Consider the following 25,012-nt stretch of genomic DNA (forward strand, 5'->3'; position numbering starts at 1 on the left):
TGCCATTGAAGGCATGTTAGAGTTTGGGGCATGTCGAGTCCCGAATCAGACAGGTCAGGGGTTGTCGGTCACACCGCCAGCCCCTTGAACCACTAGTTACGACGCCCACGATCTGTGTGGGCGTATGTCTGGCGTACCCGGGGCGCTGGCCGTGGTGACAAGAAGAACCATTTCTTGATCTCACACCTCGGAGTACTCGATGCCTTTTGCCCTTTACATGCTTGCCCTGGCGGTCTTCGTCATGGGCACTTCAGAATTCATGCTCGCGGGATTGCTCCCCGCGATCGCGACCGAACTTGACGTCTCGGTCGGCACTGCGGGCCTGCTGACCTCCGCATTCGCAGTCGGTATGGTCGTCGGCGCGCCAGTGATGGCGGCATTCGCTCGCCGTTGGCCACCGCGGCTCACATTGATCGTTTGCCTTCTCGTGTTCGCGGGAAGCCACGTCATCGGAGCGATGACACCAGTGTTCTCTCTCCTGCTCATCACCCGGGTGCTCAGCGCTCTCGCAAACGCAGGATTCCTCGCCGTAGCACTGAGCACGGCCACTACCCTCGTGCCAGCGAACCAGAAGGGGCGTGCACTGTCGATCCTGCTCTCCGGCACGACGATCGCAACCGTCGTGGGCGTCCCCGCCGGGGCACTGCTCGGCACAGCGCTGGGCTGGCGAACGACGTTCTGGGCGATCGCCATCCTCTGTATTCCCGCGGCCGTTGGAGTCATTCGTGGCGTCACGAACAATGTTGGTCGGAGCGAGACTAGCGCGACCTCACCAAGGCTCCGTGTCGAGCTCAGCCAGTTGGCGACGCCGCGGCTCATCCTGGCCATGGCACTCGGAGCGCTGATCAACGGAGGGACCTTTGCGGCATTCACCTTCCTGGCACCCATCGTGACCGAGACCGCGGGCTTGGCCGAAGCGTGGGTGTCCGTCGCGCTGGTGATGTTCGGCATCGGATCGTTCCTTGGCGTCACGATCGCAGGACGACTATCAGATCAACGACCTGGCCTCGTGCTCGCAGTCGGCGGACCGCTATTGCTGACAGGCTGGATCGTGTTGGCAGTGGTCGCATCTCATCCCGTTGCGCTTATCGTCCTCGTCCTCGTTCAGGGATTCCTGTCGTTCGGCGTCGGCAGTACTCTGATCACGCGTGTGCTGTATGCAGCATCGGGTGCGCCAACGATGGGCGGTTCGTACGCAACCGCAGCATTGAATATCGGAGCTGCAGCGGGGCCCGTGCTTGGTGCGCTCGGGCTCGCGACCGGGCTGGGGCTGCTCGCGCCGGTTTGGGTCGCTTCGGTGCTGACAGCGATCGCTCTCGTCATCATGCTTCTCACCAGACGCGCGCTTACGAAGACCGCGGCGGAGGCCAATTGATGACCCATCCGAACGCTCTTCTCACTCCTCGTGCCCGTCTCCGGTTAGCTCGGCTGATTGTCGAAGACGGCTATCCGGCCACGATCGCCGCAAAGATGTTCATGGTCTCCCCGATCACTGCCCGGAAATGGGCAGGCCGCTACCGGGAAGAGGGTGAGTTTGGGATGCAGGATCGCTCCAGCAAGCCGCACCGGATCCCAGGCAGGACGCCCGAGCATGTCAAGAAGAAGATCATCAACCTGCGCTGGCGGCTTCGACTGGGGCCAGCCCAGATCGCTGCGCGACTTGGTCTCTCGACGTCGACTGTTCACGCGGTCCTCGTCCGTTGCCGCGTGAACCGCCTCTCGCATATCGATCGTGTCACTGGCGAGCCATTGCGGCGATATGAGCATCCTCATCCGGGATCGTTGATTCATGTCGATGTCACGAAGTTCGGCAACATCCCCGACGGCGGTGGACATCGTTACGTAGGTCGGCAGCAAGGCGCACGGAACAAGCTCGCGACTCCGGGATTACCACGAGGAAAAGATCACAAGCCGCGCACCGGGACGGCGTTCGTTCACACAGTCATCGATGACCACTCCCGCGTCGCATACGCAGAAATCTGGTCGGATGAGCAGGCGAGCACAGCGGTGGGAGTTCTCGAACGCGCCGTGGCCTGGTTCGCCGAACGAGGCGTGACCGTCGAGCGAGTCCTATCCGACAACGGGTCGGCATACAGATCCCACGCATGGAGGGACTTCTGCGCTCGGCTCGGCATCCGACACAAGCGGACACGCCCCTACCGGCCGCAGACGAACGGGAAGATCGAGCGATTCCACCGCACGCTCGGGGACGGCTGGGCCTATGCCAGGTTTTACGGTTCAGAGGCCGAACGACGCCTGGCGCTGCCCGGCTGGCTCCACTTCTACAACCACCACCGACACCACTCTGCGATTGGCGGCGTACCCTTCGACCGACTCAACAACGTCCCTGGACATCACACCTAGATGGTGGAGCATAGCCAATTCAGCAGTGACCAGCCCGATGGTCTGCCCATTGGGGTTGGCGGTTGCGATGGCCTGGTGACCGACCACACCGCCACCGCCGGTGCGGTTGACGACGTTAATCTGGGCGTCCATTGCGCTGCCCAGTTCCTCAGCGATGAGCCGCGCCACAGAATCTGTGCCACCGCCGGCGGCGAACGGCACCACAAGTTCAATCGGACCACTGGGATATTCGGCTGAGATGTCGCAGGTGTCGCCGTTCGCTACGGCGTCTCCGCCAGCCTCCTCGTCGCCGCCATTTGAACAACCCGCCAGCACCAGCGCTGCAATGGACAGTACTGCCCCGGCAGCAATGCCGCGACGACGGAACAAAATGGAACTCGTTGCAGTAGTCATGATGAAGGTCCTTCCGCTTCATGATGTGAGTCACGCCTGTGAGCCAGGTAACTTTGAACTAACTGATGTCCTCATCCTGTTGAACGCAGAATTCGCAGTCAACGCCATAAACCGGATATCGACATCGCCGAATCCAGATACTGATTCTGAAGAAGAGGAACCATGCCACGAGACGAACAGCCCGAGTGGCTGGAATCTTTTCTTGCCGTTGTCGATGAACAAAGTTTTTCTGCCGCTGCCGACAAGATCCACCGTTCTCAATCGCGAGTTTCATCGCACGTGGCTGCACTTGAGCGGAGCGTGGGTGCCGTCCTTTTCGATCGACGCCACCGCCCAGTGCAACTCACGGACGCTGGCGAACTGTACCTTCCCTTCGCCCGAAAAACGATTGAAACATTGGACCGCGGCGCCGAAGCGATTGCAGAGATGTCGCAGCAAGTCCGTGGTGTTGTGGTGGTTGGCTCGCATCCCAGTGCCAGCGCAGGGTTCCTGGTGCCTATCATCGCGCAGTTGGCTGAGGCGTACCCCAATGTCCGGATTGAACCAGTAGAAGGCACAACCACGGCGTTGTCCGACAAACTTCAAGCCGGAACAATCGACATTGCGATACGTGGAGCCTGGCCTCCGCAACCGGACACTTCTCTGTCCTACCATCCGCTGTGGCAAGAACCACTGGTCGCGCTGATTCCGGCGGGTCACCCCCTGGCCGGAACAACGGATCCGCTTGACCCGATCGACCTAGCTGAGTATCCAGTGGTGTGCGTCGGATTGCCTGGCGGACAGATCGAGCCCGAGATCACCAGGGCAGCTGACACCTGGGGTATCTCGCTGAGCCTCGCTTATCACACACAACAGCCACAAACCCTCGTCCAAATGGCACGAGGGGGCCTGGGGCTCGGGCTAGTCAATGAGATGGCTGCCCGGGTGTCCAACACCGAAGGACTCGTCCAGCGACAGGTGGGGGCCATCGAGCATGGCCGCGTAGTCAGCTTGTGGTGGGACCCGAAACGCTACAACTCAGCCGCTGCGCGAGTCGTCATCGAGCACATCCGCAGTGCTCCTATCCCGCAGGGGGCTCACCCACTGGCAGGACGAGGCCATCGCCCAGACTCAGTGTGACGCCTTAAGCCGCTCCTCGTATTCGACCTTCTCGACGACGTACTCGGCGATGATTTCCGGCGAAATCTGCACGTCGAGAAGAAGTGTCCCTGACGCATCCGAGGTAACGAATTCGGTGATCACGTCCAATTGTTCCAGCTCAGTGACACGCACTCCACGTGCACCCACTGCCGTCGCGATTCCTGCAAAGTCCACGTTGGAAAAGACCATCGGCTCTTCGTCGATGCCACGCTGGTGATATTGATGAATCTCCATGCCGTACGCAGAATCGTTGAAGACAACGACGATTGACTTTGGTACCTCCCGGACCAGGGTCTCCAAGTCGGGCAGCGTCATCATTCCGCCGCCGTCACCGCAGGTCAGGACTGTGAGCCGGTCTGGTCGAGCCAGTGCGGCCCCCACTGCAGTGGGGAATCCGAAACCAATTCCGTGGAAGGTGAGCCCGGGATGCTGTAGTCCATGAGGGTCCGGGGAGTCGGCGTACATGGCCAGCCAGCCAAGGAAGTGGCCGCCATCCTGCACGATGGTCCGCTCCGACGGGAGCAATTCATTGAGCCGCCATGCCAGCGCCCGCGGATTGATGCGGCCTACCGAATCCGTTTTCTTGAGCTCCAGCGGCCGATGAATCGATTGATCGGCTACTTCAGGGTGTTCGGATCGCCAGTCTGAATTGGCGTGATGATCCACCAGGTGCGAGTCCAACGACCGAGCAAACTCGGCGATGTCTGAACGTACGTGGAAAGTCACATCTGGGTGGGTTGGCTGTTCCTCCAGGTTCACCTGAATGATCTCTCGCGCTCCTGGCAACAACGTGCCATAGCGCATTTGGAACAGGTTCATGCTGGCGCCTAGCACCAATACGACGTCGGCCTGGCGCATCAGCTCCACAGCCCCGATCGTGGCGAAACCGCCGGCGATGCCCAAGTCCCAGTCCGAGCCAACGTAATTGCGCGCCATCACCGAGGAGGCGAACAGGGCATTGAGCTTGTCTCCGACAGATTTCACCTCATCACGCGAGTCAGCAAGGAGGGCGCCGCGGCCGGTGATGATCAGCGGGCGCTGTGCCCCCCGGAGCAGTTCTGCGGCGCGCTCGACGTCGCCGGCGTCCGGACGCACCGTGACCTTGGGTTCGATCTCCCCGCGAGGCTGCTGTGAGGCTGCCGGAATTTCAGCGATGTCGTAGGGAATCGAGACGATGACGGGTTTCAGATCCCGCGCAGCCAGGTCGTACGCTTCGTGGGTCAACCGAGCTGCGTTCGATTCGTCCACGGTCAGGGTGGTCACGCCCATCGCAGTGGCGACCGCGGTCTGGTCGATGTCGAAAGCCCGAGGAGTTCTCGGCCCCGCGCCCACCACCAGCACCATCGGAGTCTTCGCCAGCGCCGCTTCGGCAAGCACGGTCAGGGTGTTGGTGTACCCGGGACCATAGGTGGTCGTGGTGGTGGAAACACGGCCCGTAGAAAGATAAAAACCCTGTGACATGGACATGGCACCGGCCTCATGGCGTGCTTTGACATAACGATGCCCGAGGTCGACGAGTCGGCCCACGAGAAAAGCGTTTCCATTCCCCATGATGCCGAAGGTCACCTCCGAACGCTCAGCGATGACATCGGCAACAACGTGGGAGACCAGGGGGCGCTCGTGTGCAGGCGCAGTTACGGTGCTCATGATCCTCGATTCTGTGGCGTGTGTGTCGACCGGTCGGCGTGTAGGACGTCGGAGCGCCTTATCGTGGGATGTACTTGACGCTCGAGACAACCGACAGATCGTTGTCAGACTCATCTTTTTCTTCCCACGAGGAAAGATCAAGAGAATCACGTTCGGCATACCGGATACAGGTCATTCGAAATACCCATGAACGACTTCGGCAAAATCCCGCTGATCGTGTTGTGACTCACCTCGCGGATTGACATAGTTACCTCATGCCAGTGCAATCCCCAGAATTTCTCTGTATCGGTGAGACCATGACCCTGGTCTACCCAGAACCATCACTCCCTCTGGAAGAGGCCTCCACGTTTCGCATGCACATCGGTGGGGCAGAGTCGAACACTGCCCTCTATCTCGCGAGTCTCGGGCACTCCACCGGATGGGTCAGCAGGGTTGGCGATGATCCATTCGGCCGACGCATGACTTCTGAACTACAACGCTTCGGAGTCGATACAAGCGCGGTCTCTACCGACCAGAATGCTCCCACCGCCGTGTACTTCAAAGACCCCACCCCCCAGGGCACCACGGTGCACTACTATCGTCGTGGCTCAGCGGCCTCACGAATGGACGCTGCCGACATCGACCGAGCCAGCTTTAACGGCGTCAGAGTGGTTCACCTGTCAGGTATTACGCCGGGACTGTCCGACAGTTGCGCGTCGATGGTGGATTACGCGATCAGAACGGCACGTAATCACGGCGCCCTGGTCTCATTCGACGTAAACTATCGCCCTGGGGTCTGGGATGTCGAAACGGCATCGCCGGTATTAGCAGACTTGAGCCGTCGGGCAGATGTGGTCTTCGTCGGTCGTGACGAAGCCGAAACGCTGTGGGGAACGGCGACGTCTGACGACATTGCCAACTATCTGAACCTCTCAGGGTCATTGATCGTCAAAGATGGCGACGTCGGAGCCACAGAATTCACTGACGGTGTCAGGACGTTCGCGCCCGCCGTTCCAGTGTCAGTTGTGGAGCCAGTCGGTGCCGGCGATGCGTTCGCAGCAGGCTACCTCTCGCGTCTCGTTGCGGGAGACACCGTCGCATCAAGACTGGAACACGGTCACCAATTGGCTGCACGTGCGCTGTCCTCGCTGTCAGATTTCAATCCTCTCGACTAAGTACATCACCGATCCCACTACTGCACGCCGACAAAGGAACATGACAATGGCACAAAGCACCTGGTTCGATCAGCACCTCTTGGGGTGCCCGATTATGGCTATCCTGCGCAACTTTTCGGTCGAAGAAAGCCTCGAACTCTCCCACCGCGCATGGGACCTCGGTATCGAGCACGTCGAAGTCCCCATTCAGAATCAGCAGGGTCTCGAAGCACTGGCAGCTGTGGTGGAAGCCGGAAATTCCCGGGGAAAGTACGTCGGCGCCGGCACCGTCGATTCCTCAGAAAAGGTTTTCCAGGCTCAAGAGATCGGCGCGGTGTATACCGTGGCTCCCGGTTTGGACGATGAGGTCATCCGGGCGAGCATCCGCGCTGAGCTACCGCATCTTCCCGGAGTCGCCACCGCAAGTGAAATCCAAGGTGCACTGAGGCATGGGCTCACCTGGATGAAGGCGTTTCCTGCCCATACTTTGGGCCCAGACTGGTTCTCGGCCATGCGCGGACCTTTTCCCCAGGTCAATTTCGTCGCGACTGGGGGCCTGGACGCCACAAACGTAGCATCTTATCTAAAGGCAGGTGTCAGAGTGGCGGCAGTTGGATCTGCTCTACAGCACCAGGACCAGCTCAGCCGCCTGGGAGCGCTCATCACAGCACCGGCCAACGAGAACTAAATCAGACGAAACTCTCGAAGATGTAAAGCGCAGCGCAGGGGCGGTCGACAACTGTCGACCGCCCCTGCATCATAATCAAGCCGCTGCGATGTGCGAGCCTACTTCGTGCGGATTGCGGCTGCCTTCACACGGGTGTAGAAGGTCAGAGCATCGTGGCCCTGTTCTTTGTACCCGGAGCCAGAATCCTTGAACCCACCAAATGGATGGTGAATATCCCAGCCCGTGGTCGGCTGATTAATGGAGACCTGACCGGTGTCCACCCCGTAAAGGAAATCGAAAGCCTGACCCAGATCACGTGTGAAGATCGAACTGGACAGGCCATACACCGAATCGTTAACTAGCTCGATGGCCTCATCCAAGGTGTCGACCTCGACCATGCCCAGCACCGGCCCAAACACCTCTTCAGCCCACAGATCCTGCTCGGGGGTGATCTGCAGAAACGTCGGAGCCACGAAGAAGCCCGCTTCTGCAGCTGCGCCACTCAGCTCGTTTTCGGCCACCACCTCGGCACCCTGCGAACGAGCACGGCTGATGTGCTCACGGATGGAGGCCTGCGACGCTTCATCCACGACCGGGCCCAGGTCGGCCCCTTCGGTCTCACCAGGGGCGACGGTCAGGCGTCGTACGGCATCGGCGATCAGCTCGCGCACGCGGCCAGCCACCCCTTTCTGCACGATCAGTCGGCTGGTCGCGGTACAACGCTGACCCGCCTGAGCAAACGCACCGGCGATAATGGTCGGCACCGCTAACTCGAGATCGGCGTCGTCCATGATGACGGCAGCGTTTTTGCCACCCATCTCAGTCTGCACACGCACGCCACGGGGCGAGAGCCGGTGTTGAATGTCTTTGCCCACGGCAGTGGACCCAGTGAAAGAAACGGCCTTGAGCTGGTCGAATTCAAAGAGCGCATCACCAATCTTGGATCCGCGGCCTGTGACCGTGCCCAGGACGCCGGCAGGCAGACCCGCCTCGTGGAGAATCTCGGCCAGCCGCAGAGTGATCAGTGGCGTCACCGTGGCTGGCTTGATGACCACGGCATTGCCAGAGATCAGGGCGGGACCCAACTTGCGTGCCGGGGTGAGCAATGGGTCGTTCCACGGAGTGATCAGCAGCACCACACCGAGTGGTTCGACTAGCCGCGCAGCGAATGTTTCGGGACGTCCGTCCGGCAGAAACTGGCCGAATTCGTCACGACCCATCGAGCCGTAGTACTCAAAGAACTCAGCAGTCTTACCTACTTCGCCAGTGGCCTCTGCTGTGGTCTTGCCCATTTCCGTGACGATGGTGGAGACGAGTTCATTCTTGCGCTCTCGAATCAGCTCTGCCGCGCGTAACAGTACTTTGCCGCGCTCCAGCGACCCGGTGTTCTTCCAGGTCCTGGCGCCCACGGCGGCTGCCGCGAAGACCCGCTCCAAGTCTTCCTTGGGCATAGACGGCACTGATCCGACCTTTTGGTCGGGCCGTGCCGGGTTGAACACATCAATACGCTCCGAGGTGGAGGCCTCTACGAATTCTCCGTTGACGAGATTCTTCAGATTCTGTTCCATGTATCTTCCCTAACGCTGTTGGATGTTCGTCGGCTATGGGGTTTGAGGTATGTCAGCGCGCCGTGATGGCAAAGGCATCGTCGAGATCGCCGTTCTGCATAGATTCAAAAAGAGCCGCGATCTTGCTCTCGTCGAAGGCCTCCGGGTTGGTAGGACGCGGGTAGGAACCAACGCAGAGTTGGGCCATCTCCGGGATGGCCTGCGCATCCACTTCTGCCTCGGCCAAGGTGGTCGGCAGACCCAGACGCTTCACCAAGTCCTGGACGTACCCCGCCGCGTCACGGATCTTGTCGCTGGCGCCGCGAGTCAGGCTACGTGCCAACCGCTGCGCCAGCTCAGGCGCCAGGTTCTGGTTGTAAGCAATGCAGTACGGCAATGCGATGGCGCAACTGACGCCATGGGGCATGGGCCGGACATTGGCCAGGCAGTAAGCCAGGGAATGGCCGATCACCACACCGGCGTTGAGTGCCTGCCCGGCCAGGTGGGAGCCCCACATGACGTAAGCCAGCGCTTGCTTGTCACCAGCGTATGCCGCTTCGATGTTGTCGGTGATCAGCTCAATCGCACGCAGCGAATGCGTCGAGGAGAGAATCGAGGCGTTCGTCCCCATCAGGCTCTCGACAGCATGCGCGAGTGCGTCCATGCCCGTGGCTGCGATGACCGATGGCGGCAGCGAGGCGACCATATCAGGGTCGACGATCGCGATGTGCGGAATAAACAAATCACAAGCAGAAACGCGCTTGACACCGTCGATGGTAACCATCGCAATCCTGGTGGTCTCAGACCCTGTCCCGCACGTGGTGGGGATCAAGATCATCGGTGCCACGCCGTTCTCCGGGCTCACTGTTCCGATCCAGTCGGCACAGCTACCTTCGTTGCGCAGCATCAGCGCGATCATCTTCGAGGAGTCCAGCACAGATCCACCGCCCACGCCAACGACCGCTACCGCTTCCGCGTCACGTGCTTCGTTGATGATCGGGTCCAGCACGTCGGAATTTGGCTCCGCACCAAACCCGCCGTGCGTCACCACAGAGAAACCGGCCTCTGTCAGAGACGCCTCGATCGGATCGGTCAGCCCGGCTGAGCGAACGGCATCGTCGACCGCCAGCAACACGGTGCCGCCAGTGACGCCGAGGCGATCGCGCAGGGCCTCCCCTGTTGTACGGGCTGCCCCGGCTCCTCCGATGACAGCCGAAGGGGCGAGGAAAACGGATTCTTCCGTAGGTGATGGATTCCAGTTCTTGCTGCTCATTTCACTCCGGCTTTCTCGTGATTGTTCTTGGTGATCGTCTGTCCTCCGAGCGCCTGCCCAGGAGTGACGATGGCTTTGATGATCTGACCAGCGGCCGTGTTTCGCAGGGCCTCCTCTGCCCGCTCCAGGGGATAGCTGCTCACCATGCGGGCCAGATCGGCCTGGTGTTCGTCGATGAACTCGGCGGCTCGGTGAAAGTGCTCGGTCCGATAGCCATAGCTGCCGTGCAAGGACATGCCACCGCGCACCAGAAGGTTCATTTCCACTTCCGGCAACCGCCCAAACAAGCCGGGAACGGCGATGCGGGCTAGGTTCGCGCAAGCGCGTATTGCGCGGTTGAGCCCATCTTCAGACCCAGAGGCTTCCACCCAATAGTCCGCCGGTGCCGTTTCCTGGCTCCGTCCCACCGCCAGGCCCAGTTTCTCGGCGTACGTGAGACGAATCTCGTCGGCGTCGGGGCGCCCATATATGGTGACGTTGGCACCGCGACGCTGACATTCCATCGCGGATATCAGACCGATGGTTCCGGGGCCCGTGACACCAACCGAAGCCCCTTCCAAAGAGTCGGGCAATGCTTCAAGCGCATGTAGCACAATGGCCACAGGCTCATGCAATCCAGCGAGCCCCAGATCCAGGTCCGGATCGATAGCAACCACGCGCTGTGCCGCGATGGTGAAGAACTCGGCGAGGCCGCCATCGCTATGTAATCCGAGACAGGTGCGTTCCGCGCAGTAGTTGGCTTGTCCTGCCGCGCAGATTTCGCAGTTCAGGCACCCCTGGATTGCGATCATGGCTATCCGTGTCCCGACCCAGTCCTGTTCCAGATCCGGATGTTGCCCGATGACTGTTCCGACGGTCTCGTGTCCCAGCGTGACCGGAGGACGCATCCATTCATATCCGGCGTCACCGCGGCAAGCATGTACGTCTGAGCCGCACAACCCCACGGCTTCACTTCGGACGAGCAGTTCTCCTGGCTCGGGAAGTGGGACCGCAACCTCGTCGAGAGAGATGTCCCAACCATCAAGGGAATGCACCCGCAACGCGTGCATCGTCGATCCGGCCTCTTCGGATGTCTGTTGGATCACCGTCTCACGACCCGAAGTAGGATTCGCGCACCGTATCCGAGTTGCGTAATTCCTCCGCGGTACCGGATACCCGGGTCTTGCCCCCGTCAATGATCGTGGCGAAGTCGGCGACCTCCAACGCGTGCTTAACGTGTTGCTCCACCAGAAGCACGGTCATCCCTGTATCCGCAATGTCGCGGACGATCTGAAACATCTGGGTCACGATCACCGGCGCCAACCCAAGCGACATCTCATCAATCATCAGCACTCGGGGGTCCGCCATCAGTCCACGACCCACAGCACACATCTGCTGCTCACCGCCCGACATCAGGCCGGCTTCCTGCTTGCGCCGCTCCGAAAGCCGCGGGAACAGATCGTATACTTTTTCCAATCGCTGGGTCGTCTTACGATCCTTGCGTTTGGAGTAGCCACCCAGGATCAGGTTGTCTTCCACCGTCATAGACCCGAAGAGCCGGCGTCCCTCGGGAACGTGCACGATTCCAAGATTCACTCGTTCAGCCGGGCTCATTTTCGTGATGTCTTGCGATTCGAAGCTCACCGAACCGCTGGCGGCAGCAACCGTTCCAGAGATCACGCGTAGCGTGGTCGATTTGCCTGCTGCGTTGGGGCCCAGCAGTGCCGTGACCTGGTGCGGTTGCAGCGACAGAGATACGTCTTCCAGTGCCTGGGCATCTCCGTAGAAGGCAGAGATGTTCTTGACGTCCAACATGATTCGTCTCCTTTAGCCTTCTCCGAGGTAGGCCTGAACGACCTGGGGGTCTTTGATGACGGTTTCGGGGTCGCCCTCGGCAATGGTCTGCCCGCGGTCCAGCACCATCATCCGATCGGATACCTCCATGACCGCCGACACAATGTGCTCGATCATCAGGATTGCCACACCGCGGTCACGAACACGTTTAACGAAAGGCAGTACCCGAGTAACCTCGTTGCTGTTCAATCCCGCGAGCACTTCGTCCAGCAGCAACAGCTTCGGATCCGTGGCTAGTGCGCGTGCCACCTCAACGCGCTTGCGTTGTGCCAGAGTTAGCGCTTCAGTCGGTGTCGTGGTCAGATGCTCGATCCCAAGGTCAGCGAGTAGCTCACGCGCTTTGTCATGTGCTTTGGACACTTTGGCGTCATTGACCAGCAGGGGAACCATCACGTTCTCCACCACGGTCATCCCGCCGAAGGGGCGCACCACCTGAAACGTCCGACCAATCCCCACACGGGCCCTGTCGGCCGATCCCATTCGGGTGATGTCTTGACCGTTGAAGTGCACGCTTCCCTCGTCTGGGATGAACATACCGGAGACGAGATTGAAGAACGAAGTCTTGCCTGCTCCATTCGGCCCGATGATGCCGATGATCTCCTGCGGCTGCAGTTCCAGGGATACCCCGCCCACAGCCTGGACACCGCCGAATCGCTTAGTAACGCTGTCGACGCGTAGCACTGGTTGGTTCGCGCTCATCGTTCGTTCTCCTTCTTGTCGGTGCTGGCTGCCGCCTCCGCTGCAGGCTCAGGCCGTTTTTTGCCCTTCAGCCGACGGATCACCGCGTGGTATCCGTCTACGAGACCACCCGGAAGCATTCGCACCATGACGATCAAGACGATGCCGTAGATCATGAAGTTCACGCCCTGAGCGGCACCCGAGAACGTGACACGCAGCCACTCGCCCAACGGCGTCATCACGATGGCGCCCACAATCGGGCCAGCGATGGTCCCCATGCCGCCAATAATTCCGTTGAGCGCCGGCTGGATGGAATACAGCGAGGCGTTGAACTGCGTGGCTGGGTCGATAACGAAGAAGTAGATGGCCGCGAAGGCCCCGAAAACTCCTGTCATTGATGCCGAGATGACCAGTGCCAGAACCTTGATGCGGTTGGTCTTCACCCCGAGCGCCTGAACCGCCTCTTCATCGGAGGCGATGGCACGCAGGTGATAGCCAAGTTTCGAGCGGTAGATCCAAATGGAGGCCCAGACGGCCAGCACCGCCATCGCCATCACGATGTAGTAGTACGGTTCCCGGTCTTGGAAAGCGATGTAGAGGAAGCCCTCGTCGGCGGGAGTGGTGATACCTACGGATCCGTTAGTCACGGGAACCGCCCAGATAGCCAACAGGCGCAGTACCTCGACAAAGGCCAGGGTGGCCAGGGTGAAGAACGGCCCGCGCAAGCGCACCATGGGGATCGCCAGGAACAAAGATCCCAGCCCCGCCACGAGGCCGCCGGCGACGATCCCGATCCACGGATTGACGCCAAAGTCCACGTACAGGATCGCCACCGTATAGGCGCCCAATCCGAAAAAGGCCGCGTGTCCCAGCGAGAGTATTCCGCCGAACGCGAGGATGTTCCACGCGACAGTAATCCCGATGTACATCAGCACGAGTACGCCGATGTGGAGCAAATACTGATCTGAGGTGACGAGGGGAAACAGCAGCGCGATTGCTGCCGGGATGATGATCCAAGGGAGTGACAGTTTTTTCATTTCAGGCCCACCTCCGCGTTACGGGCTGCGCCACCGAAGATGCCTTGAGGGCGCACGATGAGCACGATGATGAAGACAACGAACACTGCGACCTGCTGCAAGCCCGGGTCGAGATAGGTTCCGGTCAATGTTTCGACGACGCCGAGAATCAGGCCGCCCACCAGGGCGCCTCCCATGTTTCCAAGGCCGCCGAGGACGACCACGACAAATGCCATCAGCGTGAAGTGTGCACCGGCGAGTGGGTAGGCAGCTTGGAACGGGATGATGAGGCTTCCGGCTACACCGGCTAGTCCAACACCGAGTCCCATGGCCAGCAGGTAGTACCGACGAACGGGGATGCCAATGGTTCCAGCGGTCTCACGATCCTCGACGATCGCGTTGAGGACTTTGCCTGTGAGGGTACGCTTCATCAGGTAGAACAGTCCGAAAACCAGGAGCAGGGCGACGAGGAATGCGGTGACGCGTCCGTAGGTCACGCTGATCCCCAGGATCGTGAGGTTCTGTTCCGCCCACGGCACGTTGACCGTGCGGAACTGCCCTCCGAACATAAAGAGCGCGAGGTTCTGCAGGAAAACGGACAGACCCAGCGTCAAGAAGATTTTCATCAACGGGGATGAATTGATCATTGGCCCCACTAGGAACTGCTGGATCAGAACTCCCAAGAGGAACGTCACCGGTGCCACGATGACCAGGGATAGATACGGGTTCAGGTCAAAAGTAAGCCAGAGCCACCATGTCAGGTACATACCCACGAGCACGAGCTCGCCATGGGCGAAGTTGATGATCTTCACCACGCCGAAGATCAGATTCAGGCCGACGGCGATGAGCGCATACACACCACCGAGCATCAGGCCCGCAACCACGATTTGAATCACTTGTTCCATCGCTGGTTCCTTTCCGTCACAGGCCGAACGGCGTGATCATTTGGGGTTCGCGAACGGCGGCCTCCGGCGGCCACACGGTTTCAAGATTTCCGTCGTTCCATTGCATGACGTACATCTCCCCACGAGTGTTTTGGTTGTTCTCGTCGAGCTGGTAACCCCACCCCGCCGTGGTCGAGGCGGGAGGCAATGACATCGACTGCGCTGCAGCGCGGAATGTATCCGGGTCATCGTTTCCACCGGTGCTCTCGAGAATGTCGAAGACAAGATTGGCTCCGCTATAGTTCGCCATCGAGTGCCCAGAAGCCGGGTCGCTGCCAAAACGCTCGCGATAGCTTTCCACGAATTCCTCAATGCCCGGGGTGTAGTCCGGGTTAATATGAATCTGAGCAAAGTCGACGTCATATACGCCGTCCGTCAGTGACCCCACTGAGTCGTAGAAGCTGCGCAGAGAGTGTCCGCCGCCGGTGCCAATGAACGCGCCGAGCTTGACGTTGTTGTCCCGGATCTGGCGCGCCAGCAACACCGCGTCCGCGGCGTAGGAGACCGCCAGGACGATGTCCGGGCTCATCTGCCGCAGGCGCAGCACAGTGGATGAAAGATCCGTTGAGGTGGCGCTATAAGCTTCGCCACGGAAATTTGTCAGACCGATCGCTTGGGCTTCCTCCGCCGCCAAGTCGATAATGGACTGGCCGTACGAGGAATCTTCGTGCAACATGACGACGTTGAGCTCCGAAACCGGTTTACCCAACTGGTCGGCAAGGTAATTCTCAATGAAATCCATGTGGCGAATCGTCATATCACGGGCCGTCGGATTCATGCGGAAGACGTTGTCATATCCGCGCGCGGTGATGGCTTCCGAGACGGCGCCCAGCTCTACATACGCGTTACCGGTGCGTGCGAAGACCTCAGATGCTGCTAGTCCCAGCGAAGAACCATATGCGCCCAGCCCCAGCTTGGTGTTCTGGTTGAACACGAGCCGCCGTGCTTCAGATGCCGCGGCAGCCACGTCGGGTATGTCGGCGAAGATCAGCTCGATTTCTTTACCGGCAATACCCCCCTGACGATTACGCAGGTCTGCGGCGATACGAACTCCTCGCCAGGATTCCTCCCCGAGCAGCGCATTGGGCCCGGTAACGGGGAACATGGCGCCCAGCCGAAGGGTCGATTCGTCTGTTCCGGGCCCGGCGCAGCCAGACAGCATGGGGACCGCCGCAGCTGTGACCAGCCCGGCTCCGGCCCACTGCAGAAAACGGCGGCGTCCGATCCCTGATGTTGCGTTGGACATTGATACTCCGATGTGTGAATGGTGATCAGTGAGGGTCTAGGCCCCGTGGCCTACTGATAGTGATTCGCTGGGTCAATAGGTCGTCCACCCGCCGTCGACCATCAGCATTTGGCCCGTGACATAGCTCGCAGCGTCAGACGCCAGAAAGACAGCGGCCCCCACGAGTTCCTCTGGGTTGCCGAAGCGTCCCATCGGGATCCGGTCGAGCATCTTCTGGTAGCGCTCCTTATCTCGAAAGAGCGGCTCAGTCATCTCGGTGCGGAAGTAGCCGGGGCCAATGGCGTTGGCTCGAACACCGGAACCGGACCATTCACCGCTGAGGGAGCGCGTCACTCCGTCGATGCCAGATTTCGTCGCCATATACGCGGCGACGTTGGGAACAAAATTCCTGCTCGTGACCGAGCCAATAAAAATGTGACTGCCGTGGCGGCCATCCACCAGCTGGCGCCGTCCAATTTCCTGTGAAAGCAGGAACGGTGCCGTCAGATTAACGTGCAGCACCTGCTCCCAAGCAGAGCGGTCGAATTCTTCGGCTGGCTGCCGGTGCTGAATTCCTGCGGCGTGCAGAACCACGTCGACGGGACCGTCCAGGACCGATTCAACGCGGTCTAACAGCTTTGCAGGGTCTTCCGTTCCCACATCGCCGGGCAGGCCCACTGCCCGAGACCCGATGCTGCGGGCTGCAGCGTCAACCTGCTCTGGAGTCCGAGAGACCAAGGCGATCTGCCCGCCTGCGTTGTGGAGGCCCTCAGCCAAAGCACGTCCGAGGCCACGGCCACCGCCGGTCACGAGAATTCGCTTTCCCTGAAGCGAGAAGAGATCTGTACTCACGTGCGCTTCACTTCCCTGTCGTTGGAATGGATCCGACTCCTGACTTTTCAGGCTCGTCTCAAGCGCACCACCGGGGAAACGCTCCATCAACTGCACGATTGGATCCAATTGAGTTACATGCAACCAGAGAATGTGATCTACGTCAACACCGAGAAATCGGCCCGTGACGTTCGAGGCGCGCCGTATTCGCTTCTACAGCGAGCGTTTCAGGCGATCCGATCAAAACGACTAGGGCAGATTATGAATCATCGCCAGGAGCCCCGATTGGGCGTCTTGGATCCAAGGAAAAGTTTTTGCGCACGACTAGGAACGCCGACTCGCGCCAGCGTGTCTACAACGACGTCGAGGGTTAGGAGAAGATTTCCACCGACTCCGAGATCGTCTGCCGAGTCCGATTGATGTGCAGTCGAACCAGTGCTCGCGCTGCTTCCTGGTCACGTCGACGCACAGCGTCAAGGATGAGAGCGTGGTCGTGATCCGTCATCTGCGCACGACTTTGGTCCAGCCGATAAGAGAGCGCCCGTCGGTAATGTTGCGTGGTGTTCCACAGCCGCTCAACCTGCAAGCGCAAAGGCTCGTACTGCACCCCGGCATAGGTGAGCAGATGAAACTTGCGGTCCAGCTCCAGAAACTCCTCGATCTTCACCTGCGGCAGCGTCGCCTCATGTAATTGCTCAGCAATCGCGCCAATTTCGTCAAGTTGCTCCGCGGTGAGATGCAAGAGCGATTCCGCTATAGCCAGCGGCTCCAAAGCCTCGCGCATCTTATAGACCTGCTCGAATTCGAAACGATCCAGCTTCGACACCCACGCCCCACTGTGAGCGACCGTCGTGACCAGCCCTTCCGCCTCGAGCTGACGCAACGCTGTTCTGACAGGCATTCGGGACGCATTAAACCGCGACGCCAACAACTCCTGACCCAAGCGCTGCCCTGGGGTAAATTCCCCCGCCAGAATTTCAGCACGCAACCGATCGGTCACAGACTCCGCAGTGGCGGGCGCACTGGGCAACGCCGAAGCATCCCCCGGCTCGTCAATGGCGTCTAGGGATGCCACAGCAGTACCTCCGCGTCACGTTCATAAGATTTTCCTTCCGGGAAAGAGACTAGCTCGAATTGCATTCCCCACGGTGAAGTGAAGTACACCCAGCGCTGCCCCAGACTCGCACCGGAACTGGCACTCGGCTCCCCCATCACATCAATGTCGCGTTCACGCAGATACGACACGGCGTCGTCAAGGTCATCCACATACAGAGCGATGTGATGTCCTCCCATGTCGGAGTTCTTGGGTCGCTCATACTCCTGGTCAGGAGCGTCATAGTGGAAAACCTCGAAGTTGGACCCATTGAAACAGCGATAGAAGCGAATCTCTAGAATCTGCGCCTGCGGATGCACGCCAATCCGCACCGCCATCAGTTCTTCATCCTGCGGGTACGGACCGAGGGAGTAGACAAAGTCACACCCGATGACGTCCACCAAGAAATGATGGGCTTGCTCCATATCGGGGACAGTGAAACCAATGTGATCAGTCCCCCTCAGCCCGGGAATACCACGACCGGTAGGCATGAGCGCAACTCCTCCTCTGGGTTCCAAGACACGTGTTTCGTGTCCGGAATGCGTTGAGGATATCAAACCCCACTTTCGCGAATGGATCCAAAACGGTGCAATTTTCACCAATGAGGGCACTCAAGTCCTTGAATTGGATCCAATAGCGATGCTACGGTGTGATTCAAACCACGAGCGCCTGGTGTCGATGCAACGGATGTATCGAACCCACGACCCTTCGGAGAACAATGCCTGAGAATGTGCCCCTCGATTATTCGACCGACGTGACGCAACTGCGAACCACACCGGAGGATTGGGATAGCGTCGATCCGGCCCTCCTGGAGTCGATGCTGGTGGAGATGCAGGCGATTCGGTCCTTCGAAGAAGCTGTGCTGAGACTGGCTGGTTCCGGATTAGTGCACGGGCCGGCACACTCCAGCATCGGCCAAGAAGGCGCTGCGGTCGGCTCTGTGCTGGCCTTGCGTGCGGCCGACGGCGTCAACGGCACCCACCGGGGTCATCATCAGTTCATCGCCAAAGGACTGCATTACCTTCGCCCTGAGGGATATCGCACGGTAGATGGCATCAAAGGCGATGAGATTGTCGAGTTCCTGCAACGGACCTTGCAGGAGGTTCTCGGACTCTCGGGCGGGTTCTCCGGTGGTCGCGGCGGCTCCATGCACTTGCAGTGGATGGAGGCGGGCGCACTAGGCACCAACGCCATCGTCGGCGGCGGGGTACCGCTAGCCGCTGGAAACGCGTGGGCGCAGCGGCACGAACAACGACAGGATAACGCAGGCCAAGATACCGGCGGCGTCACCGTCACTTACTTCGGCGACGGTGCCTCCAATATCGGGTCCACGTTAGAGACCTTCAACCTGGCGGCTGCCTGGAAGCTACCGTTGTGCTTCTTTGTTGAGAACAATCACTACGCGGTTTCCACCCATGTGGACGAAGTCACCGCCGAGTCCCGGCTGGCGCTACGTGGCCCCGGATTCGGGATTCGATCGTGGTACGTCGATGGCATGGATCCCCTCGCGGTCTACATGGCCCAGCAGCAAGCCGTCGAGCATATGCGTTCCGGCGCCGGCGCGACCCTGATCGAAGCGGACACCTACCGATATTTCCACCAGAACGGTCCCTTCCCTGGCAGTGCTTTCGGTTACCGGACCAAGGATGAAGAGAAGCAGTGGCGGCAACGAGACCCGATCCAGCGCGTCATCACAGAGATGCAACGCCGAGACCTTTTGTCTGATGGAGACACCCGCGACCTCATCCAACGCATCGATGAGACCGTCGAGGAGATCGTCCAGAATCTCACCGAAGACGATCCCACGAGCGAACGGGCCCAGGCTCGGCGCATTCGGCCAGAGCTGTGGCCGGATCCGAATACGGTGGACCATGGGATCCGCTCCGAGCCAGATCTTTCCAACGAGGTGGCCATCCTCGATGATCTAGCTCACGACCCTGTCACCCCTGTTCGGTTCGTGGATGCCATCGCCGACGTCTTGCATCACCGGATGTCGGATGATCCGGGCATCGTGGTGATGGGCGAAGACATCCACCGTTTAAAGGGCGGCACCAATGGTGCGACACGCGGTCTCAAAGAGGCTTTCCCCGAGCGAGTGCTCGGTACTCCCATCTCCGAGAATGCCTTTGCCGGCCTGGCCGGCGGGTTGGCGCTGACCGCCCGGTTCAAGCCCGTCGTTGAGTTTATGTACTCAGATTTCCTGTTCGTCGCCGCCGACCAAGTTTTCAACCAGATCGGCAAGGCCCGACATATGTTTGGCGGGCAGACATCTATGCCGGTCGTCCTCCGATCCAAAGTCGCGATGGGCGCGGGCTACGGGTCCCAGCACTCCATGGATCCGGCGGGAATCTTCGCCACCAGTCCCGGCTGGCGCATTGTGGCACCATCAAACGCTGCGGACTATATCGGGCTGATGAACTCAGCTTTGGACCTCGACGATCCAGTCCTCGTGCTGGAGCACGTCGATTTGTATGGGCAGGAATCGACGGTGCCCGATCGAGCTCCCGACTATCGACTTCCGGTGGGACAAGCGGCTATCCGTCGGGAAGGGAAAGACCTGACCGTGCTTTCCTATCTCAACATGGTGGAGTTAGCGCTGCAAGCGTCGGAGGAGCGTGAGGATCTGGATGCCGAGGTGATCGATCTGCGATGGCTCGATCGCGCGTCCTTCGACTGGGCCACCGTGGGCGAGTCGATCAAGAAGACGAACAACGTTCTGATCGTCGAGCAGGGACCGTTGGGCACCTCATACGGCACGTGGGTGGCCGAAGAGATTCAACGCCGGTTCTTCGACCACCTGGATCAGCCCGTAGAACGTGTAACGGGACGAGAAGCCGCCCCATCGATCTCGAAGGTGCTCGAGGCAGCAGCCAACGCCGATCTGGATGACGTTCATCACGGGTTCGATCGCGCCGCACGAAACCTTGGGCTGTCACCGAAGCGCTAATCCATTTCTTCCTTTCGACCGGATTTCCGAAGACAGCACAGAAAAGCTGAGGACACCTTCCATGGCAAGTATCATCACCCTCCCCGCCATCGTGGCGGACGCAGCCGACGCCGTCGTGCAGAGCTGGCTCGTGGCCGTCGGCGACACCGTATCGCGAGGCCAGGCTGTGGCCGATATCGAAACAGAAAAGGCCACCGTCGAACTCGAAGCAGAGGCTTCCGGAACGGTGAGTCGGATACTGGTCGAGGCTGGTTCGACGGTCCACGTCGGTGCCCCCATTCTCCTGCTCTCCGACGGGTCAGAAACCAACGAGGAACTGGAAGCATTCCTCTCCGACGCGGCGGCACCGAACGAGCCGCAATCAGACTCTACGGACGCTGATGCTGATGCTCATGCACCCACTCAACCGGCTCCCGAAGCCGCTCCTGAGCCAGCAAGTAGCGTTGCCGAGGCGCCACGGATTTTGATCTCTCCTCTGGCACGGCGCCGTGCCCGCGAGCGCGGCATCGATATCAGTACGGTGACCGGGTCCGGACCGGGCGGCCGAATCCTACGCCGCGACGTTGAGAACGCCGTCAGCACGGCGCACGTGAACCAGGTCAACAACGTCGTCCATGAGGAGTCCGGTGATAGCAGCTTCGACAGGGTCGAGTTAACCCCCATGCGTAAGGCCATCGCCCGCCGCCTCACCGAGTCCAAAACTCAGGTGCCGCACTTCTACGTCAGTGTCGACGTCGACATGGACGCTCTGCTCGAATTGCGCGCGAAAATCAATACCTCGCTGGCAGCAGATATTGAACGTGGCTCCCGCTCGAAGGTCTCGGTCAACGACTTGTGTGTGAAAGCGCTCGGGTTAGCCCTTCGCGACGTGCCAGAGGCGAATGTTGCCTGGGGCGGAGATCATGTGCGCCATTTCAGACAGGCCGACATCGCTGTCGCCATCGCCACCGACGGCGGGCTACTGACGCCCGTCGTCCGGCAGGTGGAATCACTGTCGATCTCAGCGCTGACGGAAACACTGTCGGACTACAAGCAGCGTGCCGTCAGCGGAAAGATCCGCCAGCAGGAGTTGGAAGGCGGCACGTTCAGTCTGTCCAATCTCGGCATGTTCGGCACCAAAGAGTTCTCTGCCATTTTGAACCCTCCGCAAGCCGGGATCCTCGCTCTGGGAGCCGCAGAGAAACGCGCCGTGGTACGCACGGACCAACTGCACATCGCCACCCAGATGACGGCAACTTTATCTGCCGACCATCGGGCCATCGACGGCGCTGTCGGTGCCCAACTTCTCGCTGCGTTCCGGCAGCGCCTGGAAAACCCGCTGGGCCTGCTGGCCTGAGCACGAGAGGAAGACGACCATGAACACTACATCCCACCCCGCCGTCCTGCCCCAGCCGGGGGCCATCATGGCCGTGACCGGCGGAGCTTCAGGTATCGGCTTCGCCACCGCCCAGCTGTGGTGCGCTCGCGGCGGTCAAGTCGTGTTGTTGGATCTCAATGCCGACCAAATGAAGGCGGCCATTGGTGCATTGAATCGGGACTACGGACCCGGTCGTGCCCGTGGCGTGCACTGCGATGTCACCGATAAGGCAAGCGTGGACGCCGCCGTCGACTCCATCCAGACCGTTGAAGGGCGCCTCGACGCGCTGGTGAACAGCGCTGGCATCGCCCGTCCGACTCCTGCCGAGCACACCACCGATGAGGATTGGAATGTCGTGGTCGATATCCATCTCGGGGGCACGATGCGCATCAGTCGTTCCGCGTTTCCGTTGCTTGCGGAGTCAGGCGGCGCCATCGTCAATCTCTCCTCCGTGGCGTCGGTGGTCGGCATGCCGCACCGACTCAGTTACACCACCGTCAAGGCAGGCATGGGAGGACTGACCCGAACGCTGGCCGTCGAGTGGGCGCCACACGGTATCCGTGTGAACTCGGTGGGACCGGGCTACGTCGACACTCCGCTGAACCAGGCGCTGGTCGATCAGGGACAATTGCGCGCAGATCTGATCGAGGCGCGGACTCCGCTGAAGCGTTTCGCCCAGCCGGTGGAGATCGCCGAACCGATTGTGTTCCTGTGTACCTCGGCAGCGTCATTCATCACCGGGCATACGTTGATGGCCGACGGCGGGCTCACGGTAGATGGGGCCTGGTACGGCCACGAACAGGGCATCCCGAACAGGAGGGACAGCTGATGATGGTGCAGTATGACTTCTCTGGACGTCGCGTCCTTATTACCGGCGCCGCCGGCGGTATTGGTTGGGACTGTGCACGACTCTTGGCTGCTGCCGGTGCCGAACTGGTGCTGGTCGATCGCGACGAAAAAAGGTTGCACGAGCTGCTAGAGCAGCTGGGCACAGATCGCGGGCACCAGACGGTAGCCGGAGATCTCGTCGAGTCGGCAACGCTCCAACAGGTGATCACCATCGTCGAGCAGGGACCCGGGCTGGACGCGCTCATCCCAGCCGCCGGCATTTATCGCGATCAGCCCGTCGCTGAGATGACCTGGGACCAGTGGCGGCACACGATCTCCGTGAATTTGGATGCCGTGTTTACCGTGACCCAAGCGGTACTCCCCTATCTAAACGACCACGCGAGCATCGTCAATTTTGATTCGTTAGCCGGGGCCAGGGGCAGCCGCACCCACGCACACTACGCCGCGACGAAGGCTGCGGTCACGGCTTTTGGACGTAGCCTGGCGCTTGAAGTGGGGCACCGTGGCATTCGTGTGAACTCAGTGGCACCGGGCATCATCCGCACCTCCATGACCGACCGGCTTGTTGATGGCTCGGGCGAGGCGCTGTTAGCGCAAACCCCACTGGGACGGTTCGGCACGGCGGAAGAAGTGGCCTCCGTCGTGTTGTTTCTCTGCTCGGATGCGTCCTCGTTCATCAACGGTGAGGTCATCCACATCAACGGCGGCCTCTATATGCAGTAGGGCGCCCATCGGCCGCCCTGAGCCGTGTGCTGCACCGGGGTACCGGATACGCTGAGAGGGTGGTAATGCGGTTGTTGCACCACTCTTCCGACGCTGAAATGAAGACATCCTGCGAGGACTTCTCATCCGCACCACCATCTACCTCGGTAGCGCCGCCCTCGGTCTCGGTGCCGCGACCCTGCTGTTCGACGACTTCCGGGTGACCTTCTTGGGGTTTCTGACAGCCACCGTCATCTTCGCCGTAGCCCAGACCATTTTCACCCCGATCATCATGAAACTGATCGAGCGCTACGCCTCCGCACTGATCAGCCTCATCGGGCTGCTCTCGACTTGGGTGGCGCTGTTCGTGGCCACCTTGTTCGCAGGCGGGTTGCAGATCACCGGGTTGAGCACCTGTATCGCCGCCACCGTAGTGGTCTGGGTGGTCACCGCGATCGGCTCGTGGGTGCTGCCGTTGATCTTCCTGCGCGACAAGGACAACAAAGACAAGAAGGGCAAGAAGAAGGCTCAGCCTTCCGCCGACGCCTCCGCCGCATAACGCGAGGCCGCCTCGGCCACCTGGTTCTGGTACTCCACCGAGTCGTTGTAGGAACGGATCGCCGCGATCCAGGAGCTGGAGTCTTCCAGTCCGCTGCGCGACCGGCACAGGTAACGGGCCGCCGTCAGCGCAGCATCGTCGATCTGGTGCGGGCTGGCCACGCCATCGCCGGAGCCGTCCACGCCCCAGCGGTTCCAGGTCTCCGGGATGAACTGCATGGGCCCCACGGCACGATCGTACTCCGGGTCGCCGTCAAGCACCCCGTCGTCAGTGTCCCAGATCAGGGCGGTGGTGGTGCCGTCCAGGGCGATGCCGATGATCTCCGGGCGCGCCACCCCGTCGGCCTCAATGGTCCCGCCCTGGAGGGTGCCATGTCGGGATTCCACGAAACCAATTCCGGCCAAGGTGTTCCAGCCTACCGAGCAATCCTGGGTCTGCCGCAGGTGTGCATCGGCCCCGGCGTAGGCAGCCAGCGCACGAGAGGGAATGCCCGTGGCATCGGACACCTCAGCCACCCAAACCGGGTCGACCAGCTCAGAAATCACGACCTGATCATCTGCAGTGCTGACACCGGCCAGCAGGTCCTCGCCATCGGAGCTCAACGGCTGCTCGGTGGCCAAATCCCTCGGAGCCGCGTTGGGGTCCCGGCTGACCTCATAATCCTCCGGCTGCGACGATTCGACCACCAGGCGCACCGCCAGGTAGCCGCCCACCACCACGAGACCGAGCACGACGACGCTCACCGCGGTGATCACGAAGAACAGCACAGTGGACAGCGCGAAGGAGCGAGAGGCCGACATCTCCTCCATTATCT

At 60.5% G+C, this 25,012-nt stretch carries 24 protein-coding genes and 1 pseudogene; 11 read left to right on the plus strand and 14 right to left on the minus strand.

Translation table 11 applies throughout. The annotated features are described in order from the left end of the window. Positions 1-124 precede the first annotated feature (124 nt). The 3 genes from O1A05_RS15660 to O1A05_RS01300 are packed head-to-tail and all read left to right on the plus strand — an operon-like array spanning position 125 to position 2,364. Positions 125-178 carry a chloramphenicol resistance leader peptide gene (locus tag O1A05_RS15660; RefSeq protein WP_011113070.1) on the plus strand — a complete coding sequence of 18 codons (54 nt, stop codon included), beginning with the start codon at positions 125-127 and terminating at the stop codon, positions 176-178. A 21-nt stretch (positions 179-199) separates the two neighbouring features. Continuing rightward, the gene (cmx, locus tag O1A05_RS01295) at positions 200-1,375 is read left to right on the plus strand and encodes a chloramphenicol efflux MFS transporter Cmx (protein ID WP_005297378.1); all 1,176 of its coding nucleotides are present in this window, start codon (positions 200-202) and stop codon (positions 1,373-1,375) included. Continuing rightward, positions 1,375-2,364 carry an IS481-like element IS5564 family transposase gene (locus O1A05_RS01300; RefSeq protein ID WP_011113072.1) on the plus strand — a complete coding sequence of 330 codons (990 nt, stop codon included), beginning with the start codon at positions 1,375-1,377 and terminating at the stop codon, positions 2,362-2,364. Before cmx ends, O1A05_RS01300 begins: the two co-directional genes overlap by 1 nt. Before the next feature lie 54 nt (positions 2,365-2,418). Here O1A05_RS01300 and O1A05_RS15635 read toward each other — a convergent pair. Beyond that, positions 2,419-2,757: pseudogene (locus tag O1A05_RS15635) on the minus strand (hypothetical protein); the annotation flags it as partial. Positions 2,758-2,919: 162 nt separating this feature from the next. Here O1A05_RS15635 and O1A05_RS01310 point away from each other — a divergent pair. After that, entirely contained in the window at positions 2,920-3,876 is a 957-nt protein-coding gene (locus tag O1A05_RS01310; RefSeq protein WP_270106302.1) for a LysR family transcriptional regulator, read from the plus strand. Here O1A05_RS01310 and O1A05_RS01315 read toward each other — a convergent pair. Next, the gene (locus O1A05_RS01315) at positions 3,868-5,544 is read right to left on the minus strand and encodes a thiamine pyrophosphate-binding protein (protein WP_270106303.1); all 1,677 of its coding nucleotides are present in this window, start codon (positions 5,542-5,544) and stop codon (positions 3,868-3,870) included. The genes O1A05_RS01310 and O1A05_RS01315 overlap by 9 nt on opposite strands. Before the next feature lie 296 nt (positions 5,545-5,840). Between O1A05_RS01315 and O1A05_RS01320 the strand changes: the two genes are divergently transcribed. Both O1A05_RS01320 and O1A05_RS01325 read left to right on the plus strand, forming a co-directional pair. After that, positions 5,841-6,698: a sugar kinase gene (locus O1A05_RS01320; protein WP_270106304.1), complete on the plus strand. Its 858-nt coding sequence runs from the start codon at positions 5,841-5,843 to the stop codon at positions 6,696-6,698. A 46-nt stretch (positions 6,699-6,744) separates the two neighbouring features. Beyond that, entirely contained in the window at positions 6,745-7,365 is a 621-nt protein-coding gene (locus tag O1A05_RS01325) for a bifunctional 4-hydroxy-2-oxoglutarate aldolase/2-dehydro-3-deoxy-phosphogluconate aldolase (RefSeq protein WP_270106305.1), read from the plus strand. 98 nt (positions 7,366-7,463) lie between these two features. On the opposite strand, the gene O1A05_RS01330 is transcribed toward O1A05_RS01325, so the two are convergent. From O1A05_RS01330 to O1A05_RS01380, 11 genes are all read right to left on the minus strand, one after another. Beyond that, entirely contained in the window at positions 7,464-8,912 is a 1,449-nt protein-coding gene (locus O1A05_RS01330) for an aldehyde dehydrogenase family protein (RefSeq protein ID WP_270106306.1), read from the minus strand. Positions 8,913-8,964: 52 nt separating this feature from the next. Then, complete coding sequence (locus tag O1A05_RS01335; protein WP_270106307.1) at positions 8,965-10,164, minus strand: iron-containing alcohol dehydrogenase; 1,200 nt, start codon at positions 10,162-10,164, stop codon at positions 8,965-8,967. Continuing rightward, on the minus strand, positions 10,161-11,249 hold the full coding sequence (locus O1A05_RS01340; RefSeq protein ID WP_270106308.1) for a zinc-dependent alcohol dehydrogenase: 1,089 nt from the start codon (positions 11,247-11,249) through the stop codon (positions 10,161-10,163). Before O1A05_RS01340 ends, O1A05_RS01335 begins: the two co-directional genes overlap by 4 nt. A 4-nt stretch (positions 11,250-11,253) precedes the next feature. Beyond that, on the minus strand, positions 11,254-11,958 hold the full coding sequence (locus O1A05_RS01345; RefSeq protein WP_270106309.1) for an ABC transporter ATP-binding protein: 705 nt from the start codon (positions 11,956-11,958) through the stop codon (positions 11,254-11,256). A 12-nt stretch (positions 11,959-11,970) separates the two neighbouring features. After that, complete coding sequence (locus O1A05_RS01350; protein ID WP_270106310.1) at positions 11,971-12,696, minus strand: ABC transporter ATP-binding protein; 726 nt, start codon at positions 12,694-12,696, stop codon at positions 11,971-11,973. Further along, positions 12,693-13,712, minus strand: a complete 1,020-nt coding sequence (locus O1A05_RS01355) for a branched-chain amino acid ABC transporter permease (RefSeq protein WP_270106311.1) — start codon at positions 13,710-13,712, stop codon at positions 12,693-12,695. The genes O1A05_RS01350 and O1A05_RS01355 overlap by 4 nt, the downstream gene beginning before the upstream one ends. After that, positions 13,709-14,596 (minus strand): branched-chain amino acid ABC transporter permease, encoded by an 888-nt coding sequence (locus O1A05_RS01360; RefSeq protein ID WP_270106312.1) that lies wholly within the window; start codon positions 14,594-14,596, stop codon positions 13,709-13,711. Before O1A05_RS01360 ends, O1A05_RS01355 begins: the two co-directional genes overlap by 4 nt. 16 nt (positions 14,597-14,612) lie before the next feature. Further along, positions 14,613-15,881, minus strand: coding sequence for an ABC transporter substrate-binding protein (locus tag O1A05_RS01365; RefSeq protein ID WP_270106313.1), 1,269 nt, complete (start codon positions 15,879-15,881; stop codon positions 14,613-14,615). A 72-nt stretch (positions 15,882-15,953) separates the two neighbouring features. Beyond that, positions 15,954-16,712 (minus strand): SDR family oxidoreductase, encoded by a 759-nt coding sequence (locus tag O1A05_RS01370; protein WP_270106314.1) that lies wholly within the window; start codon positions 16,710-16,712, stop codon positions 15,954-15,956. A 349-nt stretch (positions 16,713-17,061) separates the two neighbouring features. After that, entirely contained in the window at positions 17,062-17,691 is a 630-nt protein-coding gene (locus O1A05_RS01375) for a GntR family transcriptional regulator (RefSeq protein ID WP_270106315.1), read from the minus strand. A 62-nt stretch (positions 17,692-17,753) separates the two neighbouring features. Further along, positions 17,754-18,275 carry a VOC family protein gene (locus O1A05_RS01380; RefSeq protein ID WP_270106316.1) on the minus strand — a complete coding sequence of 174 codons (522 nt, stop codon included), beginning with the start codon at positions 18,273-18,275 and terminating at the stop codon, positions 17,754-17,756. A gap of 227 nt (positions 18,276-18,502) precedes the next feature. Here O1A05_RS01380 and O1A05_RS01385 point away from each other — a divergent pair, with 227 nt between their 5' ends. The 5 genes from O1A05_RS01385 to O1A05_RS01405 all read left to right on the plus strand — a co-directional run bounded on the left by O1A05_RS01385 (position 18,503) and on the right by O1A05_RS01405 (position 24,198). Next, the gene (locus O1A05_RS01385) at positions 18,503-20,731 is read left to right on the plus strand and encodes a dehydrogenase E1 component subunit alpha/beta (RefSeq protein ID WP_270106317.1); all 2,229 of its coding nucleotides are present in this window, start codon (positions 18,503-18,505) and stop codon (positions 20,729-20,731) included. A 61-nt stretch (positions 20,732-20,792) separates the two neighbouring features. Continuing rightward, positions 20,793-22,067 (plus strand): dihydrolipoamide acetyltransferase family protein, encoded by a 1,275-nt coding sequence (locus O1A05_RS01390; RefSeq protein WP_270106318.1) that lies wholly within the window; start codon positions 20,793-20,795, stop codon positions 22,065-22,067. A 19-nt stretch (positions 22,068-22,086) separates the two neighbouring features. After that, positions 22,087-22,917, plus strand: a complete 831-nt coding sequence (locus tag O1A05_RS01395) for an SDR family NAD(P)-dependent oxidoreductase (RefSeq protein WP_270106319.1) — start codon at positions 22,087-22,089, stop codon at positions 22,915-22,917. After that, positions 22,917-23,660, plus strand: coding sequence for an SDR family NAD(P)-dependent oxidoreductase (locus O1A05_RS01400; RefSeq protein WP_270106320.1), 744 nt, complete (start codon positions 22,917-22,919; stop codon positions 23,658-23,660). Before O1A05_RS01395 ends, O1A05_RS01400 begins: the two co-directional genes overlap by 1 nt. Positions 23,661-23,868: 208 nt before the next feature. After that, positions 23,869-24,198, plus strand: a complete 330-nt coding sequence (locus O1A05_RS01405; protein ID WP_270106321.1) for a hypothetical protein — start codon at positions 23,869-23,871, stop codon at positions 24,196-24,198. Here the strand turns inward: O1A05_RS01405 and O1A05_RS01410 are convergent. Next, entirely contained in the window at positions 24,168-24,998 is an 831-nt protein-coding gene (locus O1A05_RS01410) for a lytic transglycosylase domain-containing protein (RefSeq protein WP_270106322.1), read from the minus strand. The two genes, O1A05_RS01405 and O1A05_RS01410, sit on opposite strands and share 31 nt — an antisense overlap. Positions 24,999-25,012 lie beyond the last annotated feature (14 nt).

This window comes from Citricoccus sp. NR2 (genome assembly GCF_027594385.1).
GTDB lineage: Bacteria > Actinomycetota > Actinomycetes > Actinomycetales > Micrococcaceae > CmP2.

What these genes read in the sequence shown, in the direction of transcription:
- O1A05_RS01325 (WP_270106305.1), top strand. Translation starts at nt 6,745, where the DNA reads ATGGCACAAAGCACCTGGTTCGATCAGCACCTCTTGGGGTGCCCGATT.
- O1A05_RS01345 (WP_270106309.1), bottom strand. Translation starts at nt 11,958, where the DNA reads ATGTTGGACGTCAAGAACATCTCTGCCTTCTACGGAGATGCCCAGGCA.
- O1A05_RS01380 (WP_270106316.1), bottom strand. Translation starts at nt 18,275, where the DNA reads ATGCCTACCGGTCGTGGTATTCCCGGGCTGAGGGGGACTGATCACATT.
- O1A05_RS01385 (WP_270106317.1), top strand. Translation starts at nt 18,503, where the DNA reads ATGCCTGAGAATGTGCCCCTCGATTATTCGACCGACGTGACGCAACTG.
- O1A05_RS01390 (WP_270106318.1), top strand. Translation starts at nt 20,793, where the DNA reads ATGGCAAGTATCATCACCCTCCCCGCCATCGTGGCGGACGCAGCCGAC.
- cmx (WP_005297378.1), top strand. Translation starts at nt 200, where the DNA reads ATGCCTTTTGCCCTTTACATGCTTGCCCTGGCGGTCTTCGTCATGGGC.
- O1A05_RS01335 (WP_270106307.1), bottom strand. Translation starts at nt 10,164, where the DNA reads ATGAGCAGCAAGAACTGGAATCCATCACCTACGGAAGAATCCGTTTTC.
- O1A05_RS01350 (WP_270106310.1), bottom strand. Translation starts at nt 12,696, where the DNA reads ATGAGCGCGAACCAACCAGTGCTACGCGTCGACAGCGTTACTAAGCGA.
- O1A05_RS01320 (WP_270106304.1), top strand. Translation starts at nt 5,841, where the DNA reads ATGACCCTGGTCTACCCAGAACCATCACTCCCTCTGGAAGAGGCCTCC.
- O1A05_RS01330 (WP_270106306.1), bottom strand. Translation starts at nt 8,912, where the DNA reads ATGGAACAGAATCTGAAGAATCTCGTCAACGGAGAATTCGTAGAGGCC.
- O1A05_RS01300 (WP_011113072.1), top strand. Translation starts at nt 1,375, where the DNA reads ATGACCCATCCGAACGCTCTTCTCACTCCTCGTGCCCGTCTCCGGTTA.
- O1A05_RS01315 (WP_270106303.1), bottom strand. Translation starts at nt 5,544, where the DNA reads ATGAGCACCGTAACTGCGCCTGCACACGAGCGCCCCCTGGTCTCCCAC.
- O1A05_RS01310 (WP_270106302.1), top strand. Translation starts at nt 2,920, where the DNA reads ATGCCACGAGACGAACAGCCCGAGTGGCTGGAATCTTTTCTTGCCGTT.
- O1A05_RS01365 (WP_270106313.1), bottom strand. Translation starts at nt 15,881, where the DNA reads ATGTCCAACGCAACATCAGGGATCGGACGCCGCCGTTTTCTGCAGTGG.
- O1A05_RS01400 (WP_270106320.1), top strand. Translation starts at nt 22,917, where the DNA reads ATGATGGTGCAGTATGACTTCTCTGGACGTCGCGTCCTTATTACCGGC.
- O1A05_RS01410 (WP_270106322.1), bottom strand. Translation starts at nt 24,998, where the DNA reads ATGTCGGCCTCTCGCTCCTTCGCGCTGTCCACTGTGCTGTTCTTCGTG.
- O1A05_RS01360 (WP_270106312.1), bottom strand. Translation starts at nt 14,596, where the DNA reads ATGGAACAAGTGATTCAAATCGTGGTTGCGGGCCTGATGCTCGGTGGT.
- O1A05_RS01395 (WP_270106319.1), top strand. Translation starts at nt 22,087, where the DNA reads ATGAACACTACATCCCACCCCGCCGTCCTGCCCCAGCCGGGGGCCATC.
- O1A05_RS01355 (WP_270106311.1), bottom strand. Translation starts at nt 13,712, where the DNA reads ATGAAAAAACTGTCACTCCCTTGGATCATCATCCCGGCAGCAATCGCG.